This window comes from Flectobacillus sp. BAB-3569, assembly GCF_002270355.1.
Lineage (GTDB): Bacteria > Bacteroidota > Bacteroidia > Cytophagales > Spirosomataceae > Flectobacillus > Flectobacillus roseus.
In genome coordinates, this window is sequence record NZ_NJFZ01000035.1 from 44,822 (window position 1) to 68,329 (window position 23,508).

General features: G+C 33.9%; 24 protein-coding genes. 10 read left to right on the plus strand and 14 right to left on the minus strand.

The window, feature by feature from the left end:
* Window positions 1-4: 4 nt before the first annotated feature.
* From BWI92_RS23960 to BWI92_RS23975, 4 genes are read right to left on the minus strand one after another with little or no spacing between them, the layout of a single operon-like run.
* The gene (locus BWI92_RS23960) at window positions 5-712 is read right to left on the minus strand and encodes a hypothetical protein (protein ID WP_095167645.1); all 708 of its coding nucleotides are present in this window, start codon (window positions 710-712) and stop codon (window positions 5-7) included.
* Between the two features lie 2 nt (window positions 713-714).
* Window positions 715-1,359 (minus strand): hypothetical protein, encoded by a 645-nt coding sequence (locus tag BWI92_RS23965; RefSeq protein ID WP_095167646.1) that lies wholly within the window; start codon window positions 1,357-1,359, stop codon window positions 715-717.
* Between the two features lie 4 nt (window positions 1,360-1,363).
* A complete protein-coding gene (locus BWI92_RS23970) occupies window positions 1,364-1,786 on the minus strand; it encodes a hypothetical protein (protein WP_095167648.1) in 423 nt (140 codons plus the stop codon).
* A complete protein-coding gene (locus tag BWI92_RS23975) occupies window positions 1,783-2,784 on the minus strand; it encodes a hypothetical protein (RefSeq protein ID WP_095167650.1) in 1,002 nt (333 codons plus the stop codon). The genes BWI92_RS23970 and BWI92_RS23975 overlap by 4 nt, the downstream gene beginning before the upstream one ends.
* A gap of 210 nt (window positions 2,785-2,994) precedes the next feature.
* On the opposite strand from BWI92_RS23975, the gene BWI92_RS27450 reads away from it, so the two are divergent.
* The 4 genes from BWI92_RS27450 to BWI92_RS23990 all read left to right on the plus strand — a co-directional run bounded on the left by BWI92_RS27450 (window position 2,995) and on the right by BWI92_RS23990 (window position 9,376).
* A complete protein-coding gene (locus BWI92_RS27450) occupies window positions 2,995-3,156 on the plus strand; it encodes a hypothetical protein (RefSeq protein ID WP_166553764.1) in 162 nt (53 codons plus the stop codon).
* Window positions 3,157-3,322: 166 nt separating this feature from the next.
* Window positions 3,323-5,011, plus strand: a complete 1,689-nt coding sequence (locus BWI92_RS23980) for a leucine-rich repeat protein (RefSeq protein ID WP_095167652.1) — start codon at window positions 3,323-3,325, stop codon at window positions 5,009-5,011.
* 521 nt (window positions 5,012-5,532) lie between these two features.
* Complete coding sequence (locus tag BWI92_RS23985; RefSeq protein WP_095167654.1) at window positions 5,533-7,227, plus strand: leucine-rich repeat domain-containing protein; 1,695 nt, start codon at window positions 5,533-5,535, stop codon at window positions 7,225-7,227.
* 166 nt (window positions 7,228-7,393) lie between these two features.
* A complete protein-coding gene (locus BWI92_RS23990; RefSeq protein WP_095167656.1) occupies window positions 7,394-9,376 on the plus strand; it encodes a leucine-rich repeat domain-containing protein in 1,983 nt (660 codons plus the stop codon).
* 180 nt (window positions 9,377-9,556) lie between these two features.
* Here the strand turns inward: BWI92_RS23990 and BWI92_RS23995 are convergent, their stop codons facing one another.
* Together BWI92_RS23995 and BWI92_RS24000 are read right to left on the minus strand one after the other, a co-directional pair.
* The gene (locus BWI92_RS23995; protein ID WP_095167658.1) at window positions 9,557-10,807 is read right to left on the minus strand and encodes a Y-family DNA polymerase; all 1,251 of its coding nucleotides are present in this window, start codon (window positions 10,805-10,807) and stop codon (window positions 9,557-9,559) included.
* A complete protein-coding gene (locus BWI92_RS24000; protein WP_095167661.1) occupies window positions 10,804-11,256 on the minus strand; it encodes a LexA family transcriptional regulator in 453 nt (150 codons plus the stop codon). Before BWI92_RS24000 ends, BWI92_RS23995 begins: the two co-directional genes overlap by 4 nt.
* Before the next feature lie 533 nt (window positions 11,257-11,789).
* Here BWI92_RS24000 and BWI92_RS24005 point away from each other — a divergent pair.
* From BWI92_RS24005 to BWI92_RS24020, 4 genes are all read left to right on the plus strand, one after another.
* On the plus strand, window positions 11,790-12,125 hold the full coding sequence (locus BWI92_RS24005; protein WP_095167664.1) for a hypothetical protein: 336 nt from the start codon (window positions 11,790-11,792) through the stop codon (window positions 12,123-12,125).
* A gap of 65 nt (window positions 12,126-12,190) precedes the next feature.
* Window positions 12,191-13,417, plus strand: a complete 1,227-nt coding sequence (locus BWI92_RS24010) for a hypothetical protein (RefSeq protein ID WP_095167666.1) — start codon at window positions 12,191-12,193, stop codon at window positions 13,415-13,417.
* Between the two features lie 109 nt (window positions 13,418-13,526).
* Complete coding sequence (locus tag BWI92_RS24015) at window positions 13,527-15,020, plus strand: ATP-binding protein (protein WP_095167669.1); 1,494 nt, start codon at window positions 13,527-13,529, stop codon at window positions 15,018-15,020.
* On the plus strand, window positions 14,948-16,852 hold the full coding sequence (locus BWI92_RS24020; protein ID WP_095167671.1) for a leucine-rich repeat protein: 1,905 nt from the start codon (window positions 14,948-14,950) through the stop codon (window positions 16,850-16,852). Before BWI92_RS24015 ends, BWI92_RS24020 begins: the two co-directional genes overlap by 73 nt.
* A 1,462-nt stretch (window positions 16,853-18,314) precedes the next feature.
* Here BWI92_RS24020 and BWI92_RS24025 read toward each other — a convergent pair.
* The 7 genes from BWI92_RS24025 to BWI92_RS27460 form a co-directional block, all read right to left on the minus strand.
* The gene (locus BWI92_RS24025) at window positions 18,315-18,629 is read right to left on the minus strand and encodes a hypothetical protein (protein ID WP_141234906.1); all 315 of its coding nucleotides are present in this window, start codon (window positions 18,627-18,629) and stop codon (window positions 18,315-18,317) included.
* Between the two features lie 103 nt (window positions 18,630-18,732).
* On the minus strand, window positions 18,733-18,975 hold the full coding sequence (locus BWI92_RS24030; RefSeq protein WP_095167675.1) for a hypothetical protein: 243 nt from the start codon (window positions 18,973-18,975) through the stop codon (window positions 18,733-18,735).
* Between the two features lie 126 nt (window positions 18,976-19,101).
* Complete coding sequence (locus tag BWI92_RS24035) at window positions 19,102-19,371, minus strand: hypothetical protein (protein WP_095167677.1); 270 nt, start codon at window positions 19,369-19,371, stop codon at window positions 19,102-19,104.
* Entirely contained in the window at window positions 19,344-19,538 is a 195-nt protein-coding gene (locus BWI92_RS27455) for a hypothetical protein (RefSeq protein ID WP_095167680.1), read from the minus strand. The genes BWI92_RS24035 and BWI92_RS27455 overlap by 28 nt, the downstream gene beginning before the upstream one ends.
* A 35-nt stretch (window positions 19,539-19,573) precedes the next feature.
* Window positions 19,574-20,680, minus strand: a complete 1,107-nt coding sequence (locus tag BWI92_RS24045) for a hypothetical protein (protein WP_095167682.1) — start codon at window positions 20,678-20,680, stop codon at window positions 19,574-19,576.
* 223 nt (window positions 20,681-20,903) lie between these two features.
* Window positions 20,904-21,431 (minus strand): hypothetical protein, encoded by a 528-nt coding sequence (locus tag BWI92_RS24050; RefSeq protein WP_095167683.1) that lies wholly within the window; start codon window positions 21,429-21,431, stop codon window positions 20,904-20,906.
* 266 nt (window positions 21,432-21,697) lie between these two features.
* Complete coding sequence (locus BWI92_RS27460; protein WP_166580400.1) at window positions 21,698-21,859, minus strand: hypothetical protein; 162 nt, start codon at window positions 21,857-21,859, stop codon at window positions 21,698-21,700.
* Between the two features lie 447 nt (window positions 21,860-22,306).
* Between BWI92_RS27460 and BWI92_RS27465 the strand changes: the two genes are divergently transcribed.
* The gene (locus BWI92_RS27465; RefSeq protein ID WP_176464521.1) at window positions 22,307-22,471 is read left to right on the plus strand and encodes a hypothetical protein; all 165 of its coding nucleotides are present in this window, start codon (window positions 22,307-22,309) and stop codon (window positions 22,469-22,471) included.
* A 92-nt stretch (window positions 22,472-22,563) separates the two neighbouring features.
* Here BWI92_RS27465 and BWI92_RS24060 read toward each other — a convergent pair whose 3' ends face one another.
* Complete coding sequence (locus BWI92_RS24060) at window positions 22,564-22,758, minus strand: hypothetical protein (protein WP_095167685.1); 195 nt, start codon at window positions 22,756-22,758, stop codon at window positions 22,564-22,566.
* 189 nt (window positions 22,759-22,947) lie between these two features.
* On the opposite strand from BWI92_RS24060, the gene BWI92_RS24065 reads away from it, so the two are divergent.
* The gene (locus BWI92_RS24065; RefSeq protein ID WP_095167686.1) at window positions 22,948-23,307 is read left to right on the plus strand and encodes a helix-turn-helix domain-containing protein; all 360 of its coding nucleotides are present in this window, start codon (window positions 22,948-22,950) and stop codon (window positions 23,305-23,307) included.
* Window positions 23,308-23,508 lie beyond the last annotated feature (201 nt).

Sequence of the window (23,508 nt, forward strand, 5' to 3'; positions counted from 1 at the left end):
GGTGTTATTTGGGGTTAAATTCTAGTTTCTGTTGTGCAAAAGGAAAGTACTTTTTCCCATCTATCCATTCCACTTGTTCTGTGTTACGCACGCCTACACGATATTCCTCTTTGTCGAAGTATCTCGTTGTCCATTTCTTGTTTTCAGGAAGCTCCGTATTTTGAACAGCAATGTCATACATCAAATAGGCAATCTCTTTCCTCGGTTGAACTTTCGTGGGTAGGTCATTGAAATCATCACTTGTTTCTTTCAAGACCAGCATATTCATCATTTTCAAAAGGTCTGGTGAAACCTCTGTACCTCCGAAATAGTGAAATTGTAGTAGCAGCTCTAGTCCGTTATTTTTTGGTGTTTTCAAAAGCTGCTTTTGAGCTTTTGTCATCGCCCCTGAGCCAAAAAATGAACCTGCATCATCATAGATGACCACCGCATTTTTGACGTAATTGCTACAGTAATACGAAAACTTGTCATAATCATCAGATTGAAGCTTAACCACTGCATTTTTTGGCATTGGTCTTTCCAATTCTTCAAATGTTACCACCTTGGTAATTTCCTTGTAGCTGGAATTATTCGAGTGGTCAAAGACAATGATTCTTTTAGGGTTATTTTTGAAGGCTCCGACTCGAAAATCAAGTGAGAGTTGTAAGGCTTCGTAGGTCTTTCCTGTATTTCGTGTACCAAAGAAGCCCCAAACGTTTCCTTTGGGATTCATATCTAGGTGATTTTGGCTTTGATTTTCTTGACTACTTTTATGGTGAAATTCGAAAGTGCCTGCGGATGATGCGCAATGATATTTGAACCCATCAGTACCACTAAATCGTAAATCATGGCGGTTTTACTAGGGAGTCGATATCTGCCTTCACGTGCCTTTTTCTTTAAATCTTCCAGAATCACCAGCTTTACAAACTTTCGGATAGATTCAGTATCTTCTAATCCTTCGTCTTGTTGGATTTTCTTCTTTTGCTCCACTCGCTTCTGGGCTGCCTTGACTTCGTCGCTCAATGGAATAAGGTTCGCTTCAAAATCATCGACCAGTTTTTCATCACCATTTTCGGTTGACATTTCTGCCACGATATTTCGTAGCACGCCTGTACCCGTTTTTACGTAGGAGAAAATTAGTTCAGTTTCCAGTTCTGCATTTCCTTCCAAAATCACTTGGTCGATATTGGGCACATATTGAGGTGTGACCACCTGTTGGGCTACCGTTTGAGGTTTGAAAGGATTATCAAATAGTCCTTCAAGCTGTTTGGGAGCTGGTGGTTCTTCTACACGTTCAGGTGGTGAACTCATTCCAGTGAGGATGGAATTACCTATTTCCGCACCCTCTGTGATTAATTTTAGTTTTTCTGAAAAAATCATGGTGCTACTTTTTTACGTATTGGACTCCCTTTGCTAGACCCTTACCAGCGTACTTGATACCAAGGTTGACAAAGAAGGACGCTACTTTCTTTTTACCTGCTTTTAGTTGGGCTTTGACTTTTCCCATTAAGGTTTTTCGTTCTTCCCATTCGATAATCAATTTTTCGAAAACAGGACGAAAAGCGGGTTCAAAATCAATCGCTCCATCGGCTCGAAAGCAACCCATTGCGGTCATGTATTTTCCAATCATATCGAGTTTGAGTTCGTTGTTGATAACGGCAGCGTCATAAGTTTTTTTCTTGGCCAGTAATGATAGAGCTTCTTCGGAAAATGCTTGAAATTCTTCAAGCGTCATTTCCCCGTGACTCTGATAGCTTACAATTTGTCCGTTAGTGTCTAGGGTGAGTGTAGCGAGTATTTGTTTCATGGTTGAGAGATTTCTTCAAAGCCCTTGGTATAGTGTTTCTTCCATACACCCGCTCCGATACGAACAAAAGCCTTTTGTTCTGAGAATCGAACTGCCTCAGAAATCAGGTTATTGAGACCAGCATCGTTAGCCAGTTTAAAATTCTTGAATTTGTCCAGCATGGTGTTTTCGTTGTTTTCATCACGTAAACGGATGTTTTCAAGCTGAAGGGCTTTGTTTTCGTTTTGTAATCGAATGAAAACAGGGTTGTTCTCAATGTTTTCAGACTCAGTGCTAATGTTTTCATGGTTCTTGAAAACACTGTTTTCGTCCAGCAGCCGTTTGTTTTCATCCTGTAGAGCAATGTTTTCACTTTGAAGCTGAATGAAAACAGGGTTGTTTTCAATGTTTTCAGATTCAGGGCTAATGTTTTCATGATTTTTGAAAACATTGTTTTCGTCTAGTAGACGTTTGTTTTCATCCTGTAGGGCTGTGTTTTCATTTTGAAGCTGCATGAAAACAAGATTGTTTTCAATGTTTTCAGCAGTGTTTTCAACGTTTTCATGATTTCTGAAAACATTGTTTTCGTCCAGCAATCGTTTGTTTTCATGCTTCAATTGAATGATTTCATCCTTTAGAGGATTGATGTTTTCATCCAACAAGGTTTGGAACTGTGCTCGAATTTCGACTTCTCGTTCAGGTGTTAGTAGGCGCTCATCGTTTTCGTTTAAGCCAAACGTTAGACCATTGAAAACATAGTGAGCCAAGGCCGATTGAATAATGTTTTCATGAGTTTTCAGCTCAGGATTTTCTTCGAGTAGTGTATCTAATTCCCGAAGCTGCTCAGGTGTGAAGTTTATGAAAACAGTGTTTTCATGCTTAGGTGTATTGCCTGCGAAAGTCTTTTCAAGAATCTCGTTAAGGAAATCACTGGTGTTTTGAGAGCTTCTTAGCCAGTCAGCAATTTCAGGTCTTACTCTTGCTCCAATCTGGACGGTACGTGCAATGTTTTCAGCCATGTTTTCAATGTTTTCATGAATCAAGACCGATGTTTTCGTTTGTTTTCATCGGTGTTTTCATCATGAAATTAGTAGGCTATTGACGAAAACATGATGTTTTCATGCGAGCACATTCGATTTTGTCCGTATATATCCGTTTTTATCTCTTTTTGCACAAGTGATTTTTAGTAAATTTGTATGAAAACCTAAAACGAAAACATTGGATTTATTATGGGAGCTTCTACAATAGTTAATTCTGCAAGCATCGCTCAACTCATGGGCTGGACAAAGGAATATTCGGCAAAGAAAATCAGACAGGTAAAAAAGGCAACAGGTTGTGCATACGTCACCTTTGCAGACTGCGCCAAAGCTTGGAACGTGTCAATGTCGTAAAACAAAGCTCTCTTCTAAATATTACTGATATGCAAAAGAGCCCCATAATATGCTTGTTTGTGGGGCTTTTTTTATGCTTTAATTTATTAAAAATAATAATTTACAAAGACAGAAAAATTTAAAAGTAAATACATTAGACATCATTAATACACATAATTAAAAAGACATGAAAAAAGCATTGTTATACCTATACTTTCTACTGTTACCTTTAGGCCTACAAGCACTAGGAGATTTCCCTTTAGTTAAAACCTTTATTGACAAAGGAGAAGCAGAGCTGAAAAAAGGTAACGAGATTGATTTAGAAAAAGACTTTTATGCCATTAACACCTTAAAAAAACAAGCCCCAAAAAATGCGGCGTTAGCTAAAAAAGCTACTGAAGATTCATTAACCAATACCTCTTTAGTTAGAATCAATTTTTCCAATGACAAATTTGGTTTAGCTTACGATAGCCTCCTAAAAAAATATGGATTTATTGACAAAAACTTACAAACGAAAATAGGCTTTAAGTACGATGAGGCAACAGGGTTTGATTATAAAGGCTGGGCAAAAGTTAGAAGAAATAGTAGCTACTATTTGATAGATACCACAGGTACAGAATACTCTCTAGCCACCGAACTCAATCAATTGAATAGTACAATAACAGCCTTGGATTTACAAAATAAGAACTTAAGAGAAATACCTAAGGCTATATTTGGACAAACACAATTGAAAGTATTATTTTTAAATAATAATCAAATAAGTAAACTCGAAGGTCTAGAAAAACTTACCGCTTTACGAACACTACATATTTCATCAAATCAAATAAGTAAACTTGAAGGTTTAGAAAAACTGTCCGCTTTACGAACACTTGATATTTCAGCAAATCAAATTCGCAAACTCGAAGGATTAGACAAACTGTTCGCTCTACGAACACTTATTATATGCAATAATCAAATCAGTAAACTCGAAGGTTTGGGAAAGCTTTCCTCCTTACAAATACTTGCTATTTATAACAATCAAATAAGTAAACTCGAAGGATTAGACAAACTTTCCGCATTGCAATTACTTTCTATATATGATAATCAAATCGGAAAATTAGAGGGTTTAGAAAAGCTTTATGCTTTACGTGAACTTTCTATTGCATCAAATCAAATAAGTAGACTTGAAGGTTTAGGAAAACTTTCCGCTTTACAAATACTAGATATTTCAAATAATAAAATCAGGAAACTCGAAGGTTTAGAAAAACTTTCCGCTTTGCAAATACTTAATATTTCATCAAATCAAATCCACAAACTCGAAGGTTTAGAAAAACTTTCCACTTTGCAAATACTTAATATTTCATCAAATCAAATCCGCAAACTCGAAGGTTTAGAAAAACTTTCCCCATTACAAACACTTGATATTTCAGAAAATCAAATCACTAAACTTGAAGGTTTAGGAAAACTTTCCGCTTTACGTGAACTTTCTATTGCATCAAATAAAATCAGCAAACTCGAAGGTTTAGAAAAGCTTTTCGCTTTACAGACACTTAATATTAAATCAAATCAGATCCGCAAACTTGAAGGCTTAGAAAAACTTTCCACCTTAAATGAACTTGATATTTCAGATAATAAAATCAGCAAACTCGAAGGTTTAGGAAAACTTTCCGCTTTGCAAATACTTAATATTACAACAAATCAAATCCGCAAACTTGAAGGTTTAGAAAAACTTTCCGCTTTACAAATGCTTGATATTACATCAAATCAAATCAGTAAATTCGAAGGATTAGAGAAACTTTCCGCTTTACAAATACTTGATATTTCAGATAATCAAATTAGTGACGAGGACATAGAAAAACTAATAAAAGTATTGCCTAATTGTTCTGTCAATTATTAGTGCTAGAGCAAATGAAAAATTGATAACATTTAGTGAAATTAGAGAATACTTTAACCGACATAGCAGGGCTATAGATAAGCCCCACTTTTACATTGTGCTAAGGCTTTGTACGTGTCAATGTCGTAAAACAAAGCTCTTTGCTAAATATTACTGTAAAAGCAAACGCCCTTCAATTCACAATTGGAGGGCGTTTGCTTTTATGACAGAAACAAAGCTAATTCTCTAAGTACCTATAAAGGAACTTTGAGATCGACCTACATTTACGAATTCGACATTCTGAATTACTATTTTCTTATTTTTTCGGCTTAAAAGTACACAATTAACTCCCGCATGATACTAGTCGAATGAGCGGTAGTCACCTAATTTATTATTTTGAATCATGCGAAAACCGCCATTTAAAACAAATATTATACATTTTAAGATCACAGTTTAAATTTAATGACACTAGTTCATATTAATCCCTAAACCAATATTACTTAAAATCATTTCTTCTCTAAATTTGTCAAAAAAACATACAATAAATGAAAAATATCAATAAGTACTTCTACAAAGGAATTTTGTTTCTCACATTTATTATCACTTCTTCATTTCGAGAGAGTCATTTAATTGATTCTAAAATTGCGATACCTGACATAAATTTCGAAAAGGCGCTAATTAAGGCAGGATATGATGAAAATACGAAACCAGATGGTTTTATTCTTCAATCTAAAATTCGAAATATTACAGAATTGGATGTTTCGGATTCCAATATTTCATCGCTAAAAGGCATAGAAGCCTGTGTCAACCTAACGCATTTATTCTGCCAAAATAATCGTATCAATGCCCTAAACATCAGCCAAAATAGGAAATTAACTGTACTTAAATGTCAAAATAATAATCTTGTTTCAATTATTGGATTGAATAGTAATACCATCTTGAGAGAGTTAGATTGTTCCAATAATAAAATAATCCAGTTAGATATAAGGAATAAACCACATCTATATAATTTGTTTTGTTCTCATAATCAACTAACCAAATTAGAAATTAATAAAAGCCTTAATGAATTAGATTGTTCAAGGAATCTTTTACGTGAATTAGATTTGACAGGGAATACCGATTTGCAGGAGTTACAGTGTTCTTGGAATCAACTAATTTTTTTAAAAGGTCTTGAAACGTGTGTTAAATTAGAAATATTGGAGTGTTATAATAATAAGCTCAAAATGCTTAGCTTAAGTAGTGAGGAAAACTTAATGGAATTAAGATGTCAAGATAATCAAATTACTCATATTGATGGTTTAGAACTGTGTGAAAGTCTTGGAACTATTGAGTTACAGAATAATAAAATCTCAGAATTGAATGTAGAAAATTTTCCATATCTCCAAATGCTCGATATCTCGAAGAATCCAATACGTAAATTAAATTTATATGAGCAAAGTACGATTACCACTCTTACTGCCACACTAACATTATTAGAGGAGCTGGATCTGAGCAATTTAGTGAATTTAAATTGGCTTGAGGTAAACCAAACACCTTTAAAAAAAGTTACTCTTCCCGGGAGTAAGAACAAGCCAAACAAACTAAAAAAAATATCTTTAAATATTAATCAATTAGATAGTCTTGATCTTGAAGCTTGCGTAAGCCTTTTAGAATTAAGATGTCATGAAAATGTTATCAACTTTATCAAATTAGGGGATTTTAATGATTTGGAATACATTGATATTGCGAATAACAAATTAAAATCTATTGATTTTTCAAAATACTCAAATTTAGAATATATTGATTGTTCTGATAATCCTTTACAGAGGTCAGATTTATCAGAGGATAGTCTCTCCGCTTTTGTCTTACCTGAGAGTACTTATCAACTAAAAGAATTAGACTGTAATAATTGTAATATTTACAAGCTGGATTTAAGCAAATATATCAATCTTGAAGAGTTACACATTTCTGGTAACCCAATCAAAGTAATAGATGTGAGTGGGCATCCACAACTTAGATTTCTTAGTATAGAGAATACGAAAATTCAAAAGATCGATTTATCAAAAAACGTAAAACTAAGATCTCTTTTTATAGGAAACTTGGATTTAACCATGCCAGTTAATCTATGTAATAATGAGGAGTTGGAGACGATTGATAATTATCGTATTAAAACCCCGCAAACACTCATTTTGAAAAACAAGAAAAAAATATTTGAAACGTCTTCAATTAATCCAGCTACCAAAATAATAGATTGTAAATAAGCTTCGGGTATTGATTGAAGTTAATCCTAAAAAATAGGTATTAGTTGCAGATAGCTAATTTACATCACCAACAGATAAATCAACCCTTAAAAAATAGAATTCTCAAATCACAAATAGGTCAATAAACATCTTCAGTTGTGATTAAGATTTTTCAAAAAAATTACCAATGAAAAACATTAAAAGATATTCCTACAATGGAATTTTACTTCTAACCTTTATTATCTCTACTTCTTTTAGAATTAGTAAAATAAATGACCCTAAAATAGCTATACCCGACATTAACTTCGAAAAAGCTTTGATTAAAGGAGGATATGATGAAAATACAGAGCCTGATGGTTTTATCCCTCTGTCTAAACTAGAAGCAATTATACGATTGGATGTTTCAAGTTCGGAGATCACATCACTAAAAGGAATTGAATATTGTATCAACCTTGTTCATCTGTCTTGCTGGAATAATCAAATTAACGAGCTGAATACAAGCCAAAATAAGAAATTAGCTATTCTCGAATGCTATTCAAACAATCTTATTTCAATTATTGGACTGAATGAAAATTTGGAATTAAGAGAATTAAGATGTTCACGCAATCAGTTAACCCACTTAGATTTAGGCAATAATTTGAAGCTAAGTCTATTGGATTGTAGTTCAAATCAACTGTCAGAATTAAAGCTTAATACAAATCTCAAATATCTGGAGTGTCAAGGGAATAACCTTCAAAATTTAGATGTCTCAGGAAGTACAAAGCTATTAGAGTTGACTTGTCACTATAATCAATTATTAAATCTAAAAGGATTAGAATCATGTACAACTCTAAAAAAACTTAACTGTCGTTTTAATCAACTGACCCATCTAAATTTTGGGGATAGCACAAATATTTCGTATATAGGATGTGGTAATAATAAAATTGCTGATATGGATGGTTTCTACAAGTGTAAGATGTTAGAGAGTTTAGATGTGGAGAATAATAATATTTCAGAAATAGATCCAGCAAAATTACTCAATATTAAAAGTCTTTATGTTTCAAATAACCCTATCTCAAAGTTAGTCTTTCAAAAAGGGTCTAAAATATCGTCATTAACAGCCTCTTCCACTTTAATAGATGAACTTGACTTGAGCAATTTGCTCTCTTTAAGTTGGCTGAATTTGAATCAGACAAAAATAAAGCGACTTATCCTTCCCGGTAGTTCAACTAATCCAAATAAAATAGACCATTTAGAAGTCAGTTATGGCAAATTATTGGAAAGCCTTGATCTCTCTGCTTGTACAAATCTGGATTATTTAAGTTGTAATGATAACAAGTTATCTTCTATTCAGTTCGGAGATTCTAAAAATTTAACTTTTCTATCTTTAGAAAATAACAAAATTAGATTTATTGATTTCTCCAAATTTATTAATCTAAGACATGCGAGCTGTTCGGGTAATCTGATCCAGAAATTGGATTTCTCACAAAATCAATCACTTCAATCGATCTCATGTGATAGAAATAGATTGACTGAGTTAGTATTACCCAAAGATCCAAATGAGCTTAGGAAATTATACTGTGGTCGCAACAATCTAACTAAATTAGACATTACAGAATTTGTCAATCTGGAATCGATTTACTGCGGAAATAACTTAATAAATTCTCTCCCACTTGGGAAAAAACCTCTGTTGACAATGTTAGATTGTGGTAATAATCCAATATCAACAATAGATTTGAAAAACTGTGAAAAGTTAGAAAATGTAACAATTGATAGCTGTAAAATTAAGGATATAGATGTCACGAGTTTAAAAAATTTGGGGTTTTTAGATATTAAAGTAAATAAATTAACTAAAATTAATTTACTTAATAATAAGAATATTACCTATCTATACGTTGGAAGAAATCCAATTAAAGAAATCGATTTAAGTAATCTTCCTGACCTTCTCGAGCTTGAAGTTGGTAATACAGAAATTAAACAATTGAACGTATCTAAGAACTTAAGGCTAAGAAGTCTTTTCATAGATTACTTGGGGTTAACATCTCCGATTAATCTATGCAACAACAACGAACTAACAATGGTGGTAAGTAATTTTATTAAAACACCACAAACGCTAGTAATAAGAGACATGCGTAAATTATCGGCTATGTCACAAATTCATTCAACTACTAAAATTCTCAAATGCAAATAGAGTTCAAATTGTATTCGATAAATATCGAGAGAAACACATCTAATATCAGATTCCTATTTAGATGACACGTTTTCATTTTATTTGGCATTCTTGATAATCTCTATTGAAAATTTTACAAAAATTTGGACTCATTATGCTTAAACGCCCCACAATTGTTCAGATTGTGGGGCGTTTGCATATCTAAATTTTGATTATCAATAACTCATCAAATCGAGTCGTGTATTTTTGAGATAATCTCTCATTCTTTAGTTTCCAAGTCCTATCAAAACCCTGTGCTGCAAGTCTCAACTTATTTTTACCGTTTGAGTGATTAATTGAATCTAAAACCGTCATTAGCTTTTTTGACTTACTGTCAGGATGTGCAAATAGAGCTAACTGGTATTGGTCTTCTGGTATAATTCCAGACACTATGATTCCAGCTTTTTTATATCTATACCCTTCTTTGTAGATCCTTGATAAGCCCCAAAGGGCATTCTTTATGAGCACTCTCGAATCACTATCTGCCACAGGTAGTGTGATTGTTATTGAATTAAAGTACTGTTTTTCTTTTGCAAAAGGATTTGTGGTAACAAACACTTGTACATAATTGGCTACACTTTTTTGCTTTCTAAGCTTAAATGCACAGGCAGCCGCAAAATTCGATACTGCTTCTGAAAGCGGGCTATACTGAGTGAGCATGGTTCCAAAGCTTCGAGACGTACAGATATTCTTTTTAGGCTCATTGATCAGTTCCATACTCAAGCATGAAATTCCTCTAAGTTCGTAAAGGAGTCGTTGCCCCACCACTGACATATTAGCTTTTACCCAATGCTCATTTGCTTGTATAAAATCAAAGGCTGTGTGTATATTATGTGCCTCTAGTAATTTCGCATATCGCCTGCCAATACCCCAAACATCTTCGATGGAGGTAGCTTTCAAGGCTTGTTCTATTTTCTCTGGGGTATCCAAAATCCATACACCCATTTCTTTATGATGTTTTTTGGCATACCGATTTGCAATTTTAGCAAGAGTCTTTGTTGATGCGACTCCTACGCAGGTAGGAATCCCCGTACACTGTTTGACCTTAGTACGAATTTGTAATGCATAGCTTGGCAAATTAGCTATTCCTCGTAGATTGATGAATGATTCATCTATAGAATAAACCTCAATTTCGTTTGAAAATTGAGATAATATTTGAACTACTCTGTTTGAGATATCTCCATACAAAACATAATTGCTACTAAAGACCTGAAGTTTTCCACTTTGAACTAAATTTTTAATCTCGAATGCAGGTATTCCCATTTTGATGCCCATTTCTTTGGCCTCATCTGATCGAGCAATCACACAGCCATCGTTGTTACTTAACACGACGACAGGTTTATTTCGTAGTTCAGGAGCAAATAACCTTTCGCACGAAACGTAGAAGTTATTACAGTCAACAAGTGCTATCATCGCGTTCGGTGAATAACATAAGTTACGATACCCCAAATTTCAAAATCATCACTCGGATTAACCTGAATTGTGCTATACTTGTTATTTTCAGGAACTAAGGAATATTTATTCCCCTCAATTACTAACCGTTTTACTAGAAAATCGCCATTCAAGATTGCAACGATAATCGAATTAGATTTTGCATGAATTGACCTGTCTACTACCAAAATATCACCTGATAATATATTGGCATCTCTCATGGAATCTCCCAATACCTTCACACAAAAAGTGCTAGAGGGGTTCTCAACCAATAATGAGTTAAAATCTAATTCCAGTTCTACATAATCTGCTGCTGGAGATGGAAACCCTGCACTTATTACAGAGTTAAAAAAAGGAATACTTAAGGATTTGGCGTTTTCATTACAAATCGTAAAAATCTGGATTTTCTTTGGCAGTAAGGGATGTTTCATTTTTATGGCTACATTTTTAAGTCAATAACAATAAAAATACAAATAAAGTTAAATAATGTAGCTGAAAATAAAGAATAGAATATGTTTTTTACAAAATAGATACGATAATTGTTCATTTGTTTAAAACCAAGTTGTACTTAAATTTTACAAACTGTACCAAATCTTTGAGTATATCAATGCATTAAACTACGGCTCGTTTCTAAGTATTACCGAGAACGTTAATTCACTGAATTAGAAAACAAATGAATACTCCAAAATGCTGAATAAAATAATCGAGCTACTAAGTAGACATTTTTACTTATATCACTATACCTGAACTAGTACAATAATTACAGGAAGACACAACTTATTCTTCACTGATGTATTTTTTTTAAGGGATAGCCATTTTCATTGTTGAATCATAGAACTACTTTTTGTCATCTTAAAATTTGTTTGTAATTTATGTAAATGAGGTACTTGGAAAGTCAAAAGCTTCAAGAGACTCATTTCAATATAATGCTTATCATTCATAATCATTTTAAAACAAAGACAATATGGAAGGCTTAGTTTCAAAAATCACCACAGTAGTATTGTTAGGTGCGTTTTCAGTATTTGCAGCTCTAACGCTATCGGATAGTTTGGTAACGAATAAAATAGTCACAGATAAAAACTTGGCTACTCTTTTAGTTTTCTTTGGTGCATTAGTTTTATCGATAATCGTTGTAGTTGCAGTTTTTAAGGCAGTTCCCAAAAAAGATAACGGAATTAAATTAAAAGGCAGTTCCAATAAATTAAATCAAGATTTTGGTACAGAAAAAGAGCCTAAAAATAAAAATAATTTGATAGATATTGAAGGGGATGACAATATAGCGAATCAGGATATACGATAAATTAGTTAACGTTGATGAGACAAATTAAGCTAATGTAAAACTAGTTATTATAAAGTATATGTAAGATGTTAAGTAACAATAAAAGCGAAGTAGAAGGTAATCATAATATTGTCATTCAAAACGTATCTGATTCTACAATAACTCTAAATGTTGGTGGAGAAGTAAAGGAAATCGACCGCAAACTTGAAGAACTTTTATCACTTCTTGAAAAACTGTCTCAAAATTCCTTTCAATCTGCCGATAAAACCTATAAGGTTGAAACTATTTCGCATGCTAACTTTGACTTTATCCTCAATCAGGCTGTCTTTGCAGGTTTACCGTATGAGGTAAAAGAAAATGCTTCCTCAGCAGACAACTGGGCTTTGAGTTTAAGCCAAGAGCTAGTTGACTTAGATATTGCAGTAAATAACAATACAATTTTTAGTCACTACGGCTGGCTTATTGAAGTATTTTTACAAAAAATGAGTACAGAAGTCGGTAAAGCTACTACCCTCCGTGCACTTTCATTTATGACCGAAGCTTATCAAGCTTCCTTGTATTACCTGTGCGTAATACAATTGGCTCAGATAATACAAAAAAATAAAATAACAAATCCTATATTCACTGATTTTTTCAAGACCACACCCGAAAATCAGGTATTATTTGACTTTCAGCAATTATTACTTTTAGGCGCTGAGGCTTTGGGAGACGAGAACTTTGTTCCAGAAATCGTCGATTTTGTCGAGGAATTGAGCGATACAAATAGTGATTTATATAACGTAGTCTTGTATTTAGATAAAATCCGTAGGCAACTTATCCACAATCAAATCAATGATGACTCATCACTGCCCCAGCTATTGGAAGACTATAGAACCGCCCTAATTTTTTGGTTACGCAAACTTACTTTTATCGCCAAATACCGCTTGGTCTCGATGAAAGAGATTAATATTCGTTATAAACTAGGGGCTACTTCAAAAGAATTTATTCACTTGTATGGCGAATTACATGGTATTTATGACAATCTAGTAACTCGTAAAGATTATACTCAACTCTCCATTAAAGATATTTTTACCTTCAATCAAAGTGTTTTGCTATTCAAGGGAACACATATACCTACTACTTTTAAGGAAATGTACAAAAATCAAAACGACATACCCTATATATCCTTGTCGCCATTTATTATCGACCAAAGTGTATTTTCCGAAAAGATTACACAAACCCCCGAAATTTACAATTTTGGAGGGATGAATGGTAAAAATTACCATTTTGTCAATTTTAAAAATGAGTTACCGACTGGTGAACAAAAAAATTAGTTCATAATAGGGAGTTGATTGTCAAAAATGTGAATTCAAATTTTCCCAAATTGGATCACTTATTTAAACATTTAAACCTATTAATAAGCACTTTCCACAGAAGTAGGCCATGAAAGCACCCTTTAAATTTTTAGATTCCTATAGCCAAGGAGATATGGAGGTTTTCTTTGGTAGAAAAAAAGAAACCGACAATCTTTACGATGCCTTGTCAGGTGTAAAACATCTGTTGGTATATGGCCCTTCAGGAGCGGGAAAAACTAGCTTGATTGAGTGTGGTTTACGTAATCAATTCTCTGATGCTGATTGGTTTGCTCTTACTATTCGCAAAGGTAAAAATATTGTAGAATCGGTTTTTACGGCTATCAACGAGGTGCTAAAAAACAAACTCGACCCCAACGAAGCCCTTAACTTTACCAATTTGGTAGAAAGTCTTTTCTCTGAAAAGTACCAACCTGTATATCTCCTCTTTGACCAGTTTGAGGAATTATTGATTTTGGGCGAACAAGAAGAAAAGGAGTCTTTTTTTAAAGCTATCAACGAGCTTATCCGCTACAAAGTACCATGCCGTATTTTGTTTATTATGCGGGAGGAGTTTATTGGATATCTCTCTGAATTTGAATATCTATGTCCAACTATCTTCCAAAATCGTTTTCGCTTAGAGAAAATGAATCGGAACAATGTGCAACAAGTAATAGAAGAGATATTAAATGCGCCATTTTATAAAGATAAATTTATTGTAGCTGACGCCGACAGAGAAAAACTTAGCAAGAAAATAATTGAGCGACTTCCTGATGCCCAAAAAGAAATAGAACTAACACACGTACAAGTATTTTTGAGTGAATTGTGGGAAAGAGCAAGCGAAGGGCAAAAGGGTTTACCTTGCTTAGAGGATACATTGGTAAAAGAAAGCGATAAGCTTGAAACCATTTTGGATAGTTTTCTCAAAAAGCAATTGACAGCAATGGAGGAAATATTTGGAAAAAAAATACCTTTAGAAGTGCTGGCGTTGATGATTTCGGAGCGGAATACAAAATTACAATTAACGATTAAAGAAATCAAAGAAGAACTCCAAGCAAAAGCGGTTTTATTGGAAGAAGTACAAGTACTTAAGGTACTGGACGTATTTGAACAAAACCGAATTTTACGTAAACTTGGTAGCGAACCTAACATTAAATTCGAAATTACCCACGATTTACTGGCATTGGCGGTAGGGCAAAACCTTACGGAGGATATCAAACTACGCCAAAAAGCCGTGGACATCTATGCTATATACCAAGACCGCACTGCCTTGTTTTCTCAAACAGAGCTTGATTATATACGCCCCTATCAAAGCTATTGGGACTATCCAGTCAAGTTAAAGGAGAAAATACAAGCAAGTGAAGTAGCGATTGAAAATGAAAAAAACAGAGCATTAACCGAAGCCATTGCCATTGCAGAACGTGAAAAAAGGTTGAGTGAGAAGGCTAAACGACGAAGCTACATTGCAATTGTTGTGGCGATGGTAGCTGTGATTGCCTCTGGGCTTGCAAGGTGGCAGTACCAACAAGCAAAAGTAAAAAGCCAAGAAGCACAATTAGCACAAAAAAAGCCCAAGCTACTTTAGATAAAATCTATTTTTATAATGATGAATTCGGGATAGCTTATGATAAAATAAATGAAAAATATGGGGTTATTGACAAAAACTTACAAATTAAAATACCCTTTCAATTTGATGAAGCCTTCTCTTTTGATTCTGATGGCTTTGCAAAAGTTAAAATAAATGATTCAACTTATTTTATTGACCCCAATGGAGATAAATATATCTTGGCGACAAACCTCAATGAATTGAATAATTCAACCACGGCTTTAGACTTGCGCAATAAAAATTTAAGTAAAATTCCCAAAGCTGTATTTGAGCAAAAACAATTGAAAGTTTTACTACTAAGTGATAATAAAATCAGCAAAATCGAAGGTTTAGATAAACTTACTGCGTTACAAACACTTGTTATTTCAGGAAATAAAATCAACAAAATCGAGGGTTTAGATAATCTTACGGCTTTGATAAATCTTGATTTTACAGGAAATGAAATCAGTAAAATAGAAGGCTTAAAAAAACTTGACGCTTTAAAAGAACTTAGTATCTCAGGAAATAAAATCAGCAAAATCGAAGGTTTAAATTACCTTTACGCTTTAGAGAATCTTGATTTTTCAGGAAATAAAATCAGCAAAATCGAAGGTTTAAATAACCTTTACGCTTTAGAAAATCTTAATTTTTCAGGAAATAAAATCAACAAAATCGAAGGTTTAAATAACCTTTCCGCTTTAGAAAATCTTGATTTTTCAGGAAATGAAATCAGCAAAATCAAAGGTTTAAATAACCTTTCCGCTTTAGAAAATCTTGATTTTTCAGGAAATAAAATCAGCAAAATCGAAGGTTTAGAGAACCTTACTGCTTTAGAAAAACTTGATTTTTCAAGAAATATCATCATTAAGCTTGAAGGTTTAGAGAACCTTACTGCTTTAAGAAATCTTTATTTTTCAGGAAATAAAATCAGCAGAATCGAAGGTTTAAATAACCTTACTGCTTTAGAAAATCTTGATTTTTCAGGAAATATCATTAGCAAGCTCGAAGGTTTAGAGAACCTTACTGCTTTAAGAAATCTTTATTTTTCAGGAAATAAAATCAGCAGAATCGAAGGTTTAAATAACCTTACTGCTTTAGAAAATCTTGATTTTTCAGGAAATATCATTGGCAAGCTCAAAGGTTTAGATAACCTTACTGCTTTAAGAACGCTCAATTTTTCAAGAAATAAAATCATAAAAATCGAAGACTTAGAAAACCTTATTGCTTTAGAAAATCTTAATTTTTCAGGAAATATCATTAGTAAGCTCGAAGGTTTAGATAATCTTACTACTTTAATATCACTCGATTTTTCAAGAAATAAAATCAGCAAACTCGGAGGGTTGGAAAAACTTACCTCATTAAAATTTCTTGATGTTACCTCTAATCATATTAGCAAAATCGAAGGTCTAGAAAAATTTACCTCTTTGAAAGGATTTAATGCCTTCTTAAATCCAATTAAAGAAATCGAAGGTTTAGAAACGCTTACAGGCTTATTGGCAGTTCAGATTGTATCAATTCAAATCGGTAAACTCAAAGGCTTAGAAAAACGTGCTGCTTTACAAACTCTTGACCACATATCGAGTAGTATCACTAAACTCAAAGGCTTAAAAAGACTTACATCAGTACAAAGAATATATTCTAGAAATGGTAGAAATCCTCAACTTAGACTATTAGAAAAATTTAATACTTTTCAAGAACTTGTGAATGCATTAAATCGAATCAATTCACTCGATTGGTTTGAAAAAGTTTATCTTTTAAAAAGCCTTGAAGTCTCCTCAAATAAATTCGACAAGGAGGATTATGAAAAAATAAAAATAGAAAAAAAATATTAGACCTTCTAGGCACGCCATACTTTACACGATCTAAAATAGAAATAGAAGAAGGCCAAATTTATAATTCCAAATAAATACAACTTTTTCCAAAGAATATGAACGGCATAAAACAAATTAAACCCAAAACTCCATTGGCATAGATTTAGCCAGATAAGAATTTATATCAGAATTCACTTTTAAAATTTGACTCGAACACTACTTATTTGACGACCTTTAATCTTTTAACCCTTATTTAAACATATTGTACTTAATTCTTACTTGAGCAATCAAGTTTTAGTGCAAAATTATATTTAAGTTTTTTATTATAGGGACAAGGCAACATGCATAAGGCAAAGAGTGTTAAAATGTTTTTTAGTAACGATAGATATATTCTGCCGAATGCCCAGAGCCGAAAGCCGAAAGCTCAAAAATTAAATCTTATTTTGCCCACTAACTTAAGTAATCATGCAGAATTATATTTAAGTTTTTTGTTGAAGTCACGAGGCAACAGGCACAAGGCACAGAGTGTTAAAATGTTTTTATTAACCATAGCTATGCTTTTTTCTAAAGCCCACCGCCGAAAGCTAATACCTGAATGCCTTAGGCACAAAAATTAAATTCTATTTTGCCCACTAACTTACTTTGTTTATTTGCTTTTGAAGTGTATTTAATAGGTTGTGTTTTGAACTTTTAAGGGTAAAATAATATTTCCAGTCTGTTTATGAATTTCATAATGTTTTATCAAGGAGTCTTTCCTTGTCGGTTTCTCCGATAAAGTGTATATAAGCATTAGAATCTGAAAGCACTAAGTTTTTAAGAGTATGTGTTTTCCTTTTTCCAACATAAAACTCTTTTTGAAGTTCATTGTCTTTTGCTTCTTTCTACTAATCTGTATTTTAGATATTTTACATAAAATGTAATCTGAGTTTTCAGTAGTAGTGAAACTACTCTGACGATTAACTAGAAAACTTAAATAATCTAAGGTTTTATGTAAAAACACCTTAGATTGTTTAAGTTTTCATTTACTTTTGACTCCCACATCCAAAAATACTCTACCTTAAAAGCAAGGCTAGGATTATGCTTTAAATATTGTAGAATGAACTCTAGTTTGACATTACCCTTAATAAAGGCTACTTAATTTAGATCCTTTGCGTTGTCGGTACTTGGGAAGAGTCCCTTGCAAGGGATGGGATGTGTTCTCTCTTCTATAAGAGGGCAAAAACTGGATATAAATATGTACATTATAAATAATTAAGTATATTTTTTACTCTACATTTAATAAATATCTTTACTTTTTTAGATTAGATTTTTAGGTTTTGCGACCACTAATATAAAAAAGTCAAACCTTCTTATACTAGTTTAAATACCAATTAATCTAATCATTAAAAATATTACTAATTTTCTTTAGCAGTAAAATTCTAAAAATGACCATGAAAGTTATGATATATAAAATCTACTTTAGTGGTCTTACACATCAGAATACCTAGGGTGTAACAAGAAAAGTATTTTTTGTAAATTCTATAAATTGACAAAATCCCTTGATAGCTTGCTTGAGCTTTTTATTCTCAGTCTGTAATTCTTCTATTTCTTTGTTGGACTTGTGTCGGTGGGAATTGTAGGTCTGTCTAAGCCCTTGTAACTCTTCTGTTTTCTCTCTGTAATCTCTTAAGATAAACTCAAAGACAGATTGTCCAGTTTTGATATTTTCCTTCTGCATAACTTGGTTCATGATTTCGACCAAGTCTGCATTTTCATCGTTGTCTAACCCACGAAGGGTCATTGTTGAGAATTGTTTCATTTTGATAGAATTAAAAAGATGATGACTAAAAATGCGGTAAATACATTTGCGACTGTTTCTGCTAGCAGTTCGACTTCTAGGTGTTCTTTGATTCTTTTCATTGTCAGAGAAGCTTATGAGCTTTGTTTTTGCAATTGGCTTTGTGCGTAAGTTGGATGTTGTAATTAATCACTACAAGGATGTATTCGCAACTATCAATTTCTACCAGAGATATTCCATGTTGTATCTGTTGATATGCTAGAATGTGTCTGTATTTCACTGGCGGTGGTTCTTTCTGTGAAAAAGCTACAATCGCCAGCACGGAGAGTATTGCTACAATCAAGGTGTTTTGAGATTGAAATTTCATTTTGCTATCAATTTAGAGTGGACTTTTGCCTGAGCGGTATTTGATCGGTATGAGCTGCCTTGAATTTTGCTATCAAAATTTGCTTAAAAGAGAGCTGCAGCAATTCCCTGGTCTTTCAATTTGCTATCAATTTTGCGAGTCGCACATTAAGAACTTTTTCAAAGTCTTGTCGTACTGGGCAATCATTTTGCCATTGTAACCTACTTCGTAGATATAAGCATTGTCTATTGGGTCTTTAAAACCGCTCACAAGCTTACAAGCTGCTTTGAGGCGTTCGGAACTATTTCTACCAAAGATGATTAAATCGGATGCTCCTTTGATTGGAAGCCAAACACCGTTGGGTAATATGTACTTTAATTTCCATTTAACTACTGGTGCTGATGTTGTTGGTTGCATGGTCTTAGAAAGTTAGTTGTTGTTAGAAAGTTGTTGAATTTTTGTACATAGTCACTATTGGTTTTTACGCTCAACTTGCGATTAAAATATTGGGCTAATTGGGTAATATCCTTGATTTTATTCCCTTGACCACGTGGTACAACACCTGTCATTGGGTATTGAATCATAGTCAATTTGGCACGCTCAAGCTCTTTTTCGAATTCTATCTCTCTGAGTGATTTTCGGCTTTTTTAGCCCATTGGAGCACTACTAAGAATCCTTGTTTTTGGTGTGTTCCGTAGTCTTTCGAGAAGTATTTTGTTGGGTGATATGCCTCTCTATCCTTACGAGCGTCAAAAGCTTGCTTTTTATCTGCCCAATACTGGAGAGTCATGCTATAAATCTGCCAGAATTCGAAGGTATTTTCCTTTGGATTCTCATTTTTAAAACCATTAAACACGTCTCTGTGGATCACTTTCTTGATTTCGGACTCAATTGGGGTATAGTTGCGTTGTGGGTAGAACACATCTTTCACATATTTCCAGAAGTTGTTTACAATCGTAGCCTTTTCAAGGTCAGTTAGACCCTTTGGCTCTGGTTTGGGTGCATTTTGGTAGCGAATCTTGTTTAGAGTTCCTTTACGGTAAGCTTCAAAACGTTCGTCTGAACTGATGAAAGAATTTTCGACGCCCCCCGTGTTTTTTTCTTGGCAACTTTCTTGGTCATTTACAAGGTTTTGGGCTATTTCTTGTTTTTCTTGGCCATTTTCTTGGTGTCTTTCTTGGGATAGATTTTCCACATCTTCCGCTATATATGAATTATTTAAATTTTCTTTTTGGTTACTTAAGTGTGGCAAAGTTTGCACCTCAGAGAGAGAAAAGGCTTTCAAAATGGTAGTTGGTTTTTCTGACCAACTTTGGATTTTTGGCTTGAATTGGTCGATTCCAAGCAATAACCAGAGGTTTAGAGCTATCTTGTAGCCATTAACTCTACCTTCTTCAAACTCCTCAACAGTAATGACCCCGAAGGTGCTTAGGCGTGCCAAATGGTCTTGTACAGCCCTGCGGCTGCAACCACAAAGGTTTGCCAAATCCCAACGAGTAATTTGTAGCAAGGGCACACGGTCAGAATCAGCCCACAAAGGACTATTCATACAGTTCCAAAATTGCTTGAGGTACAAGTGTGCAATAGATTTCAATTTTGATAGATGTGGCTCACGCAACATGGTGCTTTTGGTAACGAATTGTACATCGTTATGCTCTTTCGCAAAAGCATGATACCTTTCGATTACCTGTCCAAATTGGTGACTAAACGTTTTTTCAATTCTCATGGTTGTTTTTGGTATGTAGTGACAAAACTTCGCTTGTCAGGGCTTAGAATCATCACTACGCTATTTCCCGTTGTTTCTGCCAGAGAATCGAACTCTGAGGACTTTCAAGGACGAAAATCCCTTCCAAAACAGACTTTGTGCTGATAACTTTACTGGTTATACGTCGGTAAACAATCCCCACTCATAAAGGAATGGGGTTGTCCCAACTCTCTTTCTAAATAAACTAACACTCAGTTGGTGGAACAAGGATATACCCACCGTTTGATTCTTGATAATGATATTCTTTTCGTGGGTCGAGTCGAATAGAACGACCATCCTTTAGTAAGAAAATTTGAAGGGTTGTACCCATCATGATTCTTTTAGCTATCTGATCTGAGAGGTCTACACACTTTTCTCTTCTTTCATCCTTTACCTCTTTTATGATTTGCTCCAATTCAATCTGTCTAGTTGCTCTTGGTCGCTCTGGACTGACCATCGGTTGCATGACAACATTTGGGATTCGTGGTTTACTTCTTCCTTTGAGCCAATCTTGCAGGACAAAGTAGGGATGCTCGTACTGCCTATGATTAGCTACAATCTCCACCATGATGTCGTACAAGTCCATGACATTGATTTTACAAGTGTCAAGCTTATAATTTTCGTGAAAAACCCTAGAGTTCAGCCCAATCTCAATGAGCTTTTTCCTGAAGAGTTCTTGGTCACGAAAGCACATGGCATCATAGACTTTGTTGAGAATATTCGGACGTTTCATAGGTTTAAGGAATCTTGTCAGTGGCTCTTTCGTAGAGCCACATCCCAAATACAACCAAACAAACTAAATCAACTAAAACAGACATTTTACAAACAGTTAGTAGGTGGTCTTCGATTGTTCTTAAAGTACCAAGCCATCAGTAATCCTCCGATTACGAAGCCAGCATAAATGTGAAAGTCGCTATTCATGAGTTTAATATTAGAGTTGAAAATGACAAAATTAAGTAAAAATCAACTCATGAGTCGAATACCAACTTGTTGGGATGCTTACTCATCGGTATCCTTTCCGTAAAGTAAATCTTTCAAAAACTCAGAGCGATTAAGTACTTCACCTAACATCGCAATCAAAAAAGCACCCAAACACATTGCAAGTATAAACTGCATAAGTGGATCAGCGGACAAAGAGCGAACTAATTCGGGTATATTCATGGTGTAATAGAGGGTTAAATGAACGTAATGAACTATTAATCCAAGCAAATAAAATTCTTAACTTAGTAGGGAAGACAGGGGGTGGAAGTAATAAATACCACTCTAAACCCCACCCCGTAGAAGTCTTCCTAGAAACAACTATGGAACTATCCATCGTTCAGCAACTGATACGTCTGCTGATAAACTCTGACGTATTCTCAAAACTGAGTAAAAACACTAAGAATCTTTTGAAAGCTCTATTTATAGGGCTATCTGTTTGGTTGTTTTACAAGCAGTTTTTACAAAAAAAATCTTCATATTAGACTTTTTTGTTTCCCCTATGCTGAACAGTGTAGGGGAATTTTTTCTTTTATTTCAATCAAATAAAATTCGTAAATTCAACCTACCAAAGGCATCAGTAGGGAACGGAACTCCCTACCGTGTAAGCCAATGGTTTACTAAACCTATATGGGACAATTATCCCGAAAAGTAGTGAACCTCTCATTTATGGGAGCTTCGGCTACACTTGTAGGTACGTCAGCTTTGATTGTAACAGGTATCATTGTTATTATCGGGCTTGTCGTAATTTACAAGATTCTTAAACAGCCTACCGTTAATATTAATATTGGGTAGAGCTTATGCCCGCTTGCTTTTCAAGCGGGCTTTTTAATTAATGAGGGTATAAGGATGTAAAGTTGTCTTAATAATGAATCCTAAATACTTTGTTATGCGCCATCAATTTCAAGTAAACTTTTCAAAACTCCTATCTCTTCATTTGTCCAACATATCTCGCCAGAAATTTTGGATTGAAAGTTTCTTTCTTTGTACCCGAACTTATCACACAAGGTGTTTTTTATCTGTTTTCGGTCAACTCGTGCTAAAGAACGATAGGCACTTTTTATAGCTTCTTTTGATACCATATAGACCTAAGATTTTATGTTATTTGTACAAATAATCAAAAAATTCGTTTTAAATTCGTATTTACTGCGTTTTTGATGTACAAATATTTACCAAAAATACATAATATCAAAATTTTTTTACCAAAAAGTAAAAATATTTTCAAATTGGGGTACCCGAAAGCATTTTTATTTACCTAAAATACATTTCAAATGAAGAATTTTAGCGAAAAATTAAAGAAGGCCTTAAAAGAAAAAGGTATAACACAAGGTAGATTGTGTAAAGAGATTGGTATGACAGACTCTGGATTTATTCGGATGATTGATAATAACAATATTAAAGTGGATACACTTGAGCAGATATGTAAAGTTTTGGATGTTCCTGTTACATATTTCTTAGATATTGAGATTAAACCAGAGGGATTTTGGGAACGAATGATGAACGATATGTCAGAAGAAATAAAGTCGCTCAGAATGAGAGCGTACAGAGCCGAAGACCAATTAAATAAACTTGGAGTCGGAAATTTTAAATATGTTAGTAGAAGACAAGGCGTGTTGGCAAGTGTGGCATAGGTTTTTTTTGCCCAATTTACTAACATTTCTACTAACAGTTGCAAGTTTAGACTTGTAAGCCATTGAGTATCAAGTAGGTTCGATTCCCGTACGGACTACAAATAAGTATTTCTTATATTAAAATTACCCAGTAAGTACCTTTCGTAAAAGAGGGGTACTTTTTTTTTGAGTTTACACCTAAGTATTCTGATAAATAGATGA

Coding starts and splice junctions, on each gene's coding strand:
- BWI92_RS23960 (WP_095167645.1), bottom strand. CDS start 712: ATGAATCCCAAAGGAAACGTTTGGGGCTTCTTTGGTACACGAAATACA.
- BWI92_RS23975 (WP_095167650.1), bottom strand. CDS start 2,784: ATGGCTGAAAACATTGCACGTACCGTCCAGATTGGAGCAAGAGTAAGA.
- BWI92_RS24030 (WP_095167675.1), bottom strand. CDS start 18,975: ATGAAATTTCAATCTCAAAACACCTTGATTGTAGCAATACTCTCCGTG.
- BWI92_RS27460 (WP_166580400.1), bottom strand. CDS start 21,859: ATGAATATACCCGAATTAGTTCGCTCTTTGTCCGCTGATCCACTTATG.
- BWI92_RS27455 (WP_095167680.1), bottom strand. CDS start 19,538: ATGATTCAATACCCAATGACAGGTGTTGTACCACGTGGTCAAGGGAAT.
- BWI92_RS23970 (WP_095167648.1), bottom strand. CDS start 1,786: ATGAAACAAATACTCGCTACACTCACCCTAGACACTAACGGACAAATT.
- BWI92_RS24045 (WP_095167682.1), bottom strand. CDS start 20,680: ATGAGAATTGAAAAAACGTTTAGTCACCAATTTGGACAGGTAATCGAA.
- BWI92_RS24035 (WP_095167677.1), bottom strand. CDS start 19,371: ATGCAACCAACAACATCAGCACCAGTAGTTAAATGGAAATTAAAGTAC.
- BWI92_RS24000 (WP_095167661.1), bottom strand. CDS start 11,256: ATGAAACATCCCTTACTGCCAAAGAAAATCCAGATTTTTACGATTTGT.
- BWI92_RS23965 (WP_095167646.1), bottom strand. CDS start 1,359: ATGATTTTTTCAGAAAAACTAAAATTAATCACAGAGGGTGCGGAAATA.
- BWI92_RS27450 (WP_166553764.1), top strand. CDS start 2,995: ATGGGAGCTTCTACAATAGTTAATTCTGCAAGCATCGCTCAACTCATG.
- BWI92_RS24060 (WP_095167685.1), bottom strand. CDS start 22,758: ATGGTATCAAAAGAAGCTATAAAAAGTGCCTATCGTTCTTTAGCACGA.
- BWI92_RS23980 (WP_095167652.1), top strand. CDS start 3,323: ATGAAAAAAGCATTGTTATACCTATACTTTCTACTGTTACCTTTAGGC.
- BWI92_RS24010 (WP_095167666.1), top strand. CDS start 12,191: ATGTTAAGTAACAATAAAAGCGAAGTAGAAGGTAATCATAATATTGTC.
- BWI92_RS27465 (WP_176464521.1), top strand. CDS start 22,307: ATGGGACAATTATCCCGAAAAGTAGTGAACCTCTCATTTATGGGAGCT.
- BWI92_RS24065 (WP_095167686.1), top strand. CDS start 22,948: ATGAAGAATTTTAGCGAAAAATTAAAGAAGGCCTTAAAAGAAAAAGGT.
- BWI92_RS24015 (WP_095167669.1), top strand. CDS start 13,527: ATGAAAGCACCCTTTAAATTTTTAGATTCCTATAGCCAAGGAGATATG.
- BWI92_RS24005 (WP_095167664.1), top strand. CDS start 11,790: ATGGAAGGCTTAGTTTCAAAAATCACCACAGTAGTATTGTTAGGTGCG.
- BWI92_RS24025 (WP_141234906.1), bottom strand. CDS start 18,629: ATGAAACAATTCTCAACAATGACCCTTCGTGGGTTAGACAACGATGAA.
- BWI92_RS23985 (WP_095167654.1), top strand. CDS start 5,533: ATGAAAAATATCAATAAGTACTTCTACAAAGGAATTTTGTTTCTCACA.
- BWI92_RS24050 (WP_095167683.1), bottom strand. CDS start 21,431: ATGAAACGTCCGAATATTCTCAACAAAGTCTATGATGCCATGTGCTTT.
- BWI92_RS23995 (WP_095167658.1), bottom strand. CDS start 10,807: ATGATAGCACTTGTTGACTGTAATAACTTCTACGTTTCGTGCGAAAGG.
- BWI92_RS23990 (WP_095167656.1), top strand. CDS start 7,394: ATGAAAAACATTAAAAGATATTCCTACAATGGAATTTTACTTCTAACC.